This window comes from Streptomyces laculatispora, assembly GCF_017353455.1.
GTDB lineage: Bacteria > Actinomycetota > Actinomycetes > Streptomycetales > Streptomycetaceae > Streptomyces > Streptomyces laculatispora.
The window spans coordinates 1-8561 of the sequence record NZ_JAFMPZ010000416.1 but is presented as its reverse complement, the minus strand read 5'-3'; the positions used below and the strand labels follow the sequence as shown (position 1 = coordinate 8561).

General features: G+C 71.3%; 8 protein-coding genes. 4 read left to right on the top strand and 4 right to left on the bottom strand.

What is annotated here, in order from left to right:
• The 3 genes from J1C73_RS21010 to J1C73_RS21000 form a co-directional block, all read left to right on the top strand.
• A partial coding sequence (locus J1C73_RS21010) for a beta-ketoacyl reductase (RefSeq protein ID WP_242644481.1) occupies positions 1-927 on the top strand: 927 nt, incomplete at its 5' end.
• 76 nt (positions 928-1003) lie between these two features.
• A complete protein-coding gene (locus tag J1C73_RS21005; protein ID WP_124285079.1) occupies positions 1004-2209 on the top strand; it encodes an NAD(P)/FAD-dependent oxidoreductase in 1206 nt (401 codons plus the stop codon).
• Between the two features lie 189 nt (positions 2210-2398).
• Positions 2399-3160 (top strand): TetR/AcrR family transcriptional regulator, encoded by a 762-nt coding sequence (locus J1C73_RS21000; RefSeq protein ID WP_241200152.1) that lies wholly within the window; start codon positions 2399-2401, stop codon positions 3158-3160.
• Positions 3161-3295: 135 nt separating this feature from the next.
• On the opposite strand, the gene J1C73_RS20995 is transcribed toward J1C73_RS21000, so the two are convergent.
• The 4 genes from J1C73_RS20995 to J1C73_RS20980 form a co-directional block, all read right to left on the bottom strand.
• The gene (locus J1C73_RS20995) at positions 3296-4891 is read right to left on the bottom strand and encodes an MFS transporter (RefSeq protein ID WP_123461765.1); all 1596 of its coding nucleotides are present in this window, start codon (positions 4889-4891) and stop codon (positions 3296-3298) included.
• 130 nt (positions 4892-5021) lie between these two features.
• Positions 5022-6575, bottom strand: coding sequence for an AMP-binding protein (locus J1C73_RS20990; protein WP_207317775.1), 1554 nt, complete (start codon positions 6573-6575; stop codon positions 5022-5024).
• A complete protein-coding gene (locus J1C73_RS20985) occupies positions 6544-7605 on the bottom strand; it encodes a helix-turn-helix domain-containing protein (RefSeq protein WP_242644480.1) in 1062 nt (353 codons plus the stop codon). The genes J1C73_RS20990 and J1C73_RS20985 overlap by 32 nt, the downstream gene beginning before the upstream one ends.
• Before the next feature lie 9 nt (positions 7606-7614).
• The gene (locus J1C73_RS20980; protein ID WP_207317774.1) at positions 7615-7851 is read right to left on the bottom strand and encodes a phosphopantetheine-binding protein; all 237 of its coding nucleotides are present in this window, start codon (positions 7849-7851) and stop codon (positions 7615-7617) included.
• Positions 7852-8439: 588 nt separating this feature from the next.
• Here J1C73_RS20980 and J1C73_RS36090 point away from each other — a divergent pair.
• Positions 8440-8561: polyketide synthase docking domain-containing protein (locus tag J1C73_RS36090; protein WP_207317776.1), on the top strand; the 122-nt coding region annotated here is incomplete at its 3' end.

The window sequence follows — 8561 nt, the reverse complement described above, 5'->3', positions numbered from 1 at the left end:
GGGTTGGTGGGTGTGGTGCATGCGGCTGGTGCGGGTGACAACGGGTTGGTCGGGTCGATGGACGGGGCTCGGCTGGACCGGGTGCTGGGTGCGAAGGCTGATGGGGCCTGGTACATGCATGAGCTGACGCGGGATCTCGGGCTGGCGTTCTTCGTGATGTTCTCGTCGGCGGGCGGTTCCGTACTGGCGGCCGGTCAGGCGAACTACGCGGCGGCGAACGTGTTCCTGGACGCGCTGGCGGTGCATCGCCGGGCGGAGGGTCTCCCGGCGACGTCACTCGCCTACGGGCTCTGGGACGTCGCCACCGGCCTGACCGAGGCCATCGACGACGACGCCCGTCTCATGGCGGCACGTGGCCTGCCCGCCCTCGCCCCGGCCGACGCGCTCCGCCTCTTCGACGCGGGCCTGCGCTCCGGCCGGGCGGCGCTGGTGCCGCTCGCCGTCGACGTACCGACCCTGAGGGCGCAGCCCGGCGCACCGCACTCCCTCCTGCGGGACATGGTCCTCACCGAGGCCGGCCCCGTGGTCCGGAGCCGCACGAAGGGTGCCGACCCCGCCGCGCTGACCGCCCGTCTCTCCGGGCTGAGCACCGAGGACCGCGAACGGGCCCTGCTGGACCTGGTACGCGGTCACGCCGCCGCTGTTCTGGGGCACTCGGGCGCCGAAGCGGTCCCGGCCGAACGCGGATTCCTCGACATCGGATTCGACTCGCTGACGGCTCTGGAACTCAGGAACCGCCTGGGCGGGGTGACCGGCTGCCGGCTGGCGCCGACCCTGATCTTCGACTACCCCTCGGCCGCCGAGCTCGCCACGCACCTGCGGCAGACGCTCTTCGGCGAGGACACCCCCGCAGATGACCTCAGCGCGGCCACCGCGGACGAGCTGTTCGACATTCTCGACGGCGACATCCTCGGCGGCGAAGCGTAGTACCCCCTCCCGGCAGGCCCTGCCGGTCATGGCACAAGGGGTTCGTACGAGCACCGACCGGAGACGAGGAGCGAGTGTGCTGAACCGGATAGTCGTCGTGGGCGCGGCGGCCGCAGGACTGACCGCGGTGGAGACGTTGCGCGCCAAGGGCTACGAAGGCGGGCTGACGCTCGTCGGCGACGAGGTCCATCCGCCCTACGACCGGCCGCCCCTCTCCAAGGAGTTGCTGAGCGAGGGCTGGGAACCCCCGAGCGCCTGGTTGCGCAAGGAGGACGTGCTCGCCGCCGTGGACGTCGATCTGCGTCTCGGCTGCCGGGCCACCGGCCTCGACCAGGCGGCCCGGACCGTCAGCCTCTCCACCGGCGAGCGGCTGCCCTACGACGCGGCGATCATCGCGACGGGACTCCGGCCGCGCAGGCTGCCGTACGGGGACGGCCTCCGGGGCGTCCATGTCCTGCGTTCACTGGACGACGCGGTCCGGCTGCGCGAGGCGCTCGCGGCAGGCCCCAGGGTGGCGGTGATCGGGGCCGGATTCCTCGGCGCGGAGATCGCCGCCACGGCGCGCGGGGCCGGGCTCGACGTGACGCTGATCGACACGAACGCCCAGCCCCTTGAGCGCCAGGTCGGTGCCGGGATCGGCGAGCTCGTGGCCGGTATGCACCGTGACCACGGAGTGCGGCTCGTTCTCGGCGCCGATGTCGTGGGGATGGCCCAGGACGGCGGCGGCGGTGTTCGCGGGGTCCTGCTGGCGGACGGCACCACCGTTGACGCCGATCTCGTCGTCGTCGCGATCGGCTCGGTGCCCGCCGTGGACTGGCTCGCCGGTTCCGGACTGCCCCTGGGGGACGGGGTCCTGTGCGACGAGTACTGCCGGGCCGCCCCTGGCGTGTGGGCGGCGGGGGACGTCGCCAACTGGCCCCACCCGATGATGGCCGGGGCGCGGGTCAGGCTCGAACAGCGGACCAACGCCGCCCAGCAGGCCATGGCGGTCGTCTCCAATCTGCTGGCCGGTGACGCGGGCGAGAAGCCGTACGCCCCCGTGCCCTTCGGCTGGACCCATCAGTTCGGGGAGAAGATCCAGACCATCGGCTGGTGCCCTCCGGACGCGCGTACGGAGATCATCAGCGGGTCCACCGCGGACCGGGAGTTCGTCGCCGCGTACCACCGCGACGGAGTCCTCGTCGGCGGTCTGGGCTGGAACAGCGCACGCGGTCTGCGGCAGTGCCGGCTCCTGCTCGGCCGGCCGTCGGCGGAGACGGCCGCCACGGCGGCGGCCGTCTGACGGCTGAACCACCGCAACCAGGGGGCGGCGCACGAGCCCGGCCCTCCTCCACTCTCACCGAGAGCGGTGTCGTACCGTCTCCCCACCTCGGTGTCACACCGGCTCCGCGTACCGCGGACCCGAGGCGTATACGATGCTCTATGCGTGCGTGATACGCATGGGAAGGCTTCCGATGAAGGCAGGCACGAGATGACTACTGGCGAAGGAAAGAGCACGGAAGGCGTCGGCCTGCCGAACAGCATCGCGGTGCTCTGGGAACTGCGGAACAGGGAACAGCGCACCGCCCGCACCGGCCTGAGCGTCGAGCGCATCGTGACGGCCGCGATCGAGTCGGCGGACGCCGACGGCCTCGCCGGGCTGTCCATGTCCCGGGTCGCCAAGAGCCTCGACTTCGGCACCATGTCGCTGTACCGCCACGTGTCGAGCAAGGACGAGCTGCGACAGCTGATGCTGGACATGGCCTACGGCACCCCGCCCCGTATCGAAACGGCGGAGGGGGACTGGCGGGACGGGCTGGAGCAGTGGGCCCGTGCCTTCCAGGAGGTCTTCCACCGGCACCCCTGGATGCTCCAGATCTCGGTCAGCGGACCTCCCCTGGAGCCGGGGCAGCTCAGCTGGCTGGAGTGCGGCCTGCGCACCCTGGGCGGCACCGCGCTGAGGCCGGACGAGAAGCTCTCCGTGATGATGCTGATGATCGGCTACGTGCGCAACAACGTGCAGATGTCGCTCGGCGTCGTGACCGAGGGCATCAGCGAGGAAGACCTGATGGCCAACTACGGCCGCGCGCTGGCCAAGTACGCCGACTCCGCGTCGTTCCCCGCACTCGCCGAGCTGCTGGAGGCCGGGGCGTTCGACGAGCCCGAGGACGACTTCACCTTCGGGCTCCAGCGGGTCCTGGACGGGGTCGAGGTGCTGGTCCGTATCCGCAACGGCGAGAAGCCGCTCACCTGACGGGGCCACCGGCCGGGCCCGACGCGGCACCGGCCGGCGGCCCGCGGGACCGGCCGGACGCACGACATGCGGAAGGGGGCTGGTTCCCCACCCGGCCGGGTGGGGAACCAGCCCCCTTCCTTGGTGTCCGGAGCCTCAGCTCGCGGCGGGCTCCATGCGTCCCGGAGCGGGGACGGTCGCCGGTGCGTCGAGGTCGTACGGGTCGATCGGCTCACCCGTCTCGATCGGCACCTTGCGCAGCAGTACGGCGACGATCAGGGCCACCACGACCATGGCGGCGGCCCCGGAGAGGGCGGCCACCTGGAGGCCGTGGGTGAAGGCCTCACGGCTGGTGGAGAGCAGTTCGGCACCGATCGCGGCCGGCTGCTGGGAGGCGACGGTGGCGGCGCCGCCGATGGTGTTGCGGACCGCGCCCAGCGCCTCGCCGCCGAGACCGGCCGGGTTCACCGCGTTCATGTCATGCCGGTAGATGGCGGAACCGATGCTCCCGATGACCGCGAAGCCGAACGCGCTGCCGAACTCGGTGAAGGTCTCCGAGGTGGCCGTGGACGAGCCGGCGTGCTCCTTCGGTGCCGAGGTGACGACGATCTCCGCCGTGAGCGTCTTCGAGGCGGTCATGCCGGCCGCCATCAGCCCCACGCCCACCAGCAGGACGGCGACGTTCGATTCCACCGTGAGGCGGCTGAGCACACCGAAGCCGATGGCCATCACCAGCATGCCGCTGGCCACCAGGTAGACCGGCTTGACCTTGCGGGACAGGGCCGAGACGAGGCCGACCGCGATTCCGATCGCCGGCATCACCGCCATGGACCACAGGGCCGCCCGGAACGGTGTCATGCCCAGCACCATCTGGAGGTACTGGTTGGTGAGGATGCTGACGCCCATGAACGAGAACATCACCATCAGGTTGGTCAGGATCGCCCCGGTGAAGCCGCCGTAGCGGAACAGCGAGATGTCGATGAGCGGGTGGGCCGTCATGCGCTGGCGCTGCACGAAGGCGATGAGCAGCACGAGGCCGACGGCGGCCCAGATCGCGGGGTCGCGGGCCCAGCCGTCCACGGCCAGCTCCTTGAGGCCGTAGATGAACGGCATGATGCCCGCGACCGACAGGAACGCGCCGAGCAGGTCCAGCTTGCCGCGCGAGGGGTCGCGCCGCTCCGGCAGCAGGATCGGGGCCAGGATCAGCACCAGCACCATCACCGGGGTGTTGATCATGAAGACCGAGCCCCACCAGAAGTTGTTCAGCAGCAGGCCGCCCACGACCGGGCCGAGGGCCGCCCCGGTGGCGAGGGTGCCGCTCCAGGCGGCGATGGCCGACTTGCGCTGCTTGGAGTCGTGGAACATGTTGCGGATCAGGGCCAGGGAGGTCGGCGTCAGCGTCGCGGCGCCGAGACCGAGCAGTGCGCGCGAGCCGATGAGCATCTCGGGACTGTCGGCCGTCGCGGCGAGCGCGGACGCCACACCGAAGACCAGGGCGCCGATGATGAGGAGCTTCCGGCGCCCGAAACGGTCACCCACCCAGCCCATCGTGATCAGCGCGCCGGCCAGCACGAAGCTGTAGATGTCCATGATCCACAGCAGCTGGGTGGCGCTCGGCTTCAGCGATTCGCTGATGGGCGTGATCGCGAAGCCGAGAACCGAGATGTCAATGGCGATCAGCAGAGTGACCAGGACGATCACCACGAGGCCGAGCCATTCCTTGAGCCCCGCCCGGGGCTTGTTTTCTGTCATGGCAAACGTCCATGCCTTCCTGCGTCATGACCCTGAGTACGTAACACGCTGAGCGTATCAGGTACGCGTAAGCGTGTCGCGTACCCATCGGCGGTGGAGTGAGGCTCCCGAGCCCCGCCCCGCAGCGGATTCAGTGCGTTCGGCCGAGCAGTTCCTGCGCCCGTCGCAGCAGTGCCCGGCGGTCGATCTTCCGGTTGGTGTTGAGCGGGAATTCCGCGATGTGGAAGAAATGCTGGGGGAGTACGGCCCGGGGGAGCGTGTGGCTCAGCTCGCGGGCCAGGACGACGGGCGGCACGCGCTCCCCGGTGTGGAACGCGGCCAGCGTGATGCCCTGCTCGGACGGCACCGGCACCGCGACGCCGTCCTCCACTCCCGGGCACCGGCGCAACGCCGCGTCGATCTCCGCCAGTTCGATCCGCACCCCGCGCACCTGAACCTGCTGATCCAGTCGGCCGAGGTAGAGCAACTGCCCCTCCTCGCCCAGCCGGACCCGGTCGCCCGTCCGGTAGTAGCGCACCCCGTCCCGGTCGAGGAACCGGCCCGCGTCGTCGGCCGGGTCCAGATATCCGGCCGTGAGCTGCGGCCCGGCGACACACAACTCGCCCTCCGACGGGTCCGGTTCGCCGTCGGCGCCGAGGAGCATCCACGCGTGTCCCGCGTGTACCGGCCCGATCGGGACGACACCCGCGACCGCGATCCGGGGCGACGTCTCACGCGACCAGCGGTGCCTGGTGATGGTGATGGTCAGTTCGGTGGGACCGTAGAGGTTCTCGATGGCCGACCCCGGCGCCGCGTGCTGCCAGTCCGTCACGTCCTGGCAGGTCACCGCCTCGCCGGCGAAGAAGCTCCAGCGCAGCGAGGGCAGGGCGCCGTCGGCGAGCCGGCCGGTGCGCCGGATCAGGCTGATCACGCTGGGGGTGGAGAACCAGACGGTGATGCCCTGTTCGGCGACGAAACCGGGGAGGTCCCGGTAGGCGCCCGCCGGAACCGGCACCAGTGCGGCGCCGGCGCCCCACGCGCAGAACAGGTCGAACATCGCGCAGTCGAAGTTCAGATCGAAGTTCTGCGAGAACACATCGTGCGGACCGAAGTCGTACCGCGCGTCGAGCAGGCCGAAGTAATGGGCGCCGTTGGCGTGCGTGACCGGCACACCCTTCGGCCGGCCCGTGGAACCCGAGGTGAAGAGCACATAGGCGGTGTCGTCCGGTGCGACCGGGCGGGGGCGCGCCAGGCGGGACGCCGGATCGGGGACGATCCTCCCCTCGGCGCCGCCTGCGGCCGGCCCGTCCAGCAGGGCGGGAAGCCCGACGCCCTCCGCACGCAGCTTCTCCAGCACCGTGGCCGCCTCGGCGTCCACGATCAGCGCCTGCACCCCCGCCGCTTCGAGCATCTGAAGGGTGCGGAGCACGGGGAAGGAGGGCTGCAGCGGAACCATCGGCACCCCGGTGAACAGGCAGGCCAGGATGCCCGTGTAGGCGTCGACGCCCTTGCCCGCGAGCACGCCCACCGCGGCCGGACGCTCCGGGAGCGCGGCCAGCAGCGAGCCCGCCCAGGTCAGCGCCCGGTCGTACAGCTCCCGGTACGTCAGCGTGGCGTCGCCGGCGCGGATCGCCACCCCGTGCGGGGACCGCGCGAGTCCGCGCAGGAAACGGTCATAGAGGGCGTGGGCCGACGTCTGGTCCATGAGTGTTCCCCGGGTGACGGTGGATGGATGAGGTGGAGCGGTGCTCGATGCCCGCGAGGCTCCCGCCGGAGACCAGGGCCCCGTACGAGTCGTACGGGGCACCTCGGCGGACCTCGGCGAGGGGGTGCGGCGGCCCGCCTTCGGCGGGGGTGCGCGACGGCCGGCCGGATGCCGGGGCGGACTCGGGCGCGCCGGGGCGCGGCGCCGGGCCCGCGATCCGCAGGAGGACCTCGGTGAGGTCGGCCCAGGAGCGACCGGCCGGTGCGTGGTGCAGGGCGACCCGCGGATTTCTCGCGAGCCACTCGCGTACGTCACGGGAACGCACCGCTCCCTTCCCGTCCAGGAGCACGTGCAGCCTCGGGTAGGGATGGGCCTGGGCGACCGCGTCCAGGAGATTCAGGAAGGTGGCCGGCGCGGAGGCCCTGTCCGCCCCCGGGCGGGCCCGGTCGAGCAGCAGGGGCCGGAGCCGTTCCTCGGGCCTGTGCCCGGTCCGGCCGTCCGCCCGCAGGACCACGGCGTTCCACGGCGACACGCGACAGACCCCGACGACACCGCGATGCGCGCCGGGCGGCAGAGGCGGCACGGCGGGCAGCTGGAAGGTCTCGGGGCGATGCGGCTGCACCCCCCACCTCCGCCACACCCGCGAAACCGTGGAGTGGGCGATCCCCAGCTCGCCGGCGAGCAGCCGCGACGACCAGTACGGCGCCCGCAGCCGGGCCGGCGGTGTACCGCCGTCGCAGAGCGTGGCGACGAGCACCGCCACCTCGTCCACCGTCGCGGGGCGGCCCGGCCGGGGCAGGTCACCCAGTGCCGCGATGCCCGACTCCGCGTACCGCGAACGCCACTTGAGGACGGTCGGACGGGACACCCGCAGCAGGGCGGCGACCTCCGTGTTCGAGGTACCCCCTGCGGCGAGCAGCACGATCCGCGCCCGCCGCACGAGCCCGGCCGGCGCGGTCGACATACGGGTCAGCGCCTCCAGCCGGGCCCGGTCGCCCTCGCGCAGACGCAGTGCCGGGACGCTACGCATGTCCGGTCCTCAGCGCAGACGCTGCAGCGAGTTCCAGAGAACGTCCGGGGTCTCGAATATCTCCAGGGAGAGCGCCTCGTCGCGGAAATGCACGTCATACGTGGATTCGAGGCCCGCGAGCAGCTCGATCATCCCCAGCGAGTCGAGACCGAAATCGCGCAGTTTCATGTCCCCGGCGATCTGCTCGTCCGGCGGAAGAAAGGACAACTGCTTCCGAAGGAGAATGTCGAACTGCTCATCCCACATGATGACTCCGGTTTCAGGCGCGAAGGGTGGATGGTTGTTCCGGGCTCGCCGGACCGCACCGGTTCCGCAGCACGAAACCGCCTGCGGAGAACGACGGAAGGGCCGAAGGGACCGCCCGAGGGCCGGCCGGGCGGAAACGAATGGACGGGCCGGAACGGAGACGGGAAAACAGCCGGCCGCCCACGTGCCCGGCAGGATGGGGTACCGGGCCCCGACGCTAGTCCCGGCGGGCCCGAACCAGTACCCCTACCCGCCCCTATGAAGGCGCCGCACCGAGGGCGCTCCCGGCTGCGGGCACGGCGCGAGCCGTTCGTGGACACACCCTCCGCCGCAGGTGGGACGGGTCGGGCGGCACCCCGCTCCGATGTGCGCCGCCCACCGGAGCCGACCGGCGACCCCACCCGGGCTCTGGGGTGGCCGGGGTGAGGCAGGGGCCCGATTGTGGGGACCCCGGACACGACTAAGGGGTGGGCAACAGGTCCACCGACACGTAATTTTCGAGCGGCCCCACTCTTCTCTTTCTCTGCATTCCGCCATCTGCGCGGGTCCGCGGTCCGCTGAACGTCATGACACAGGAGGGCATGCTCGGTGAGTAACGAGGAAAAACTTCTCGAGTATCTGCGCCGGGCGACAGCCGACTTGCGTGACATGCGCAAGAGGCTCGCTGCCGCCGAACGCAAGTCCAGTGGCGAGCCGATCGCGATCGTGGG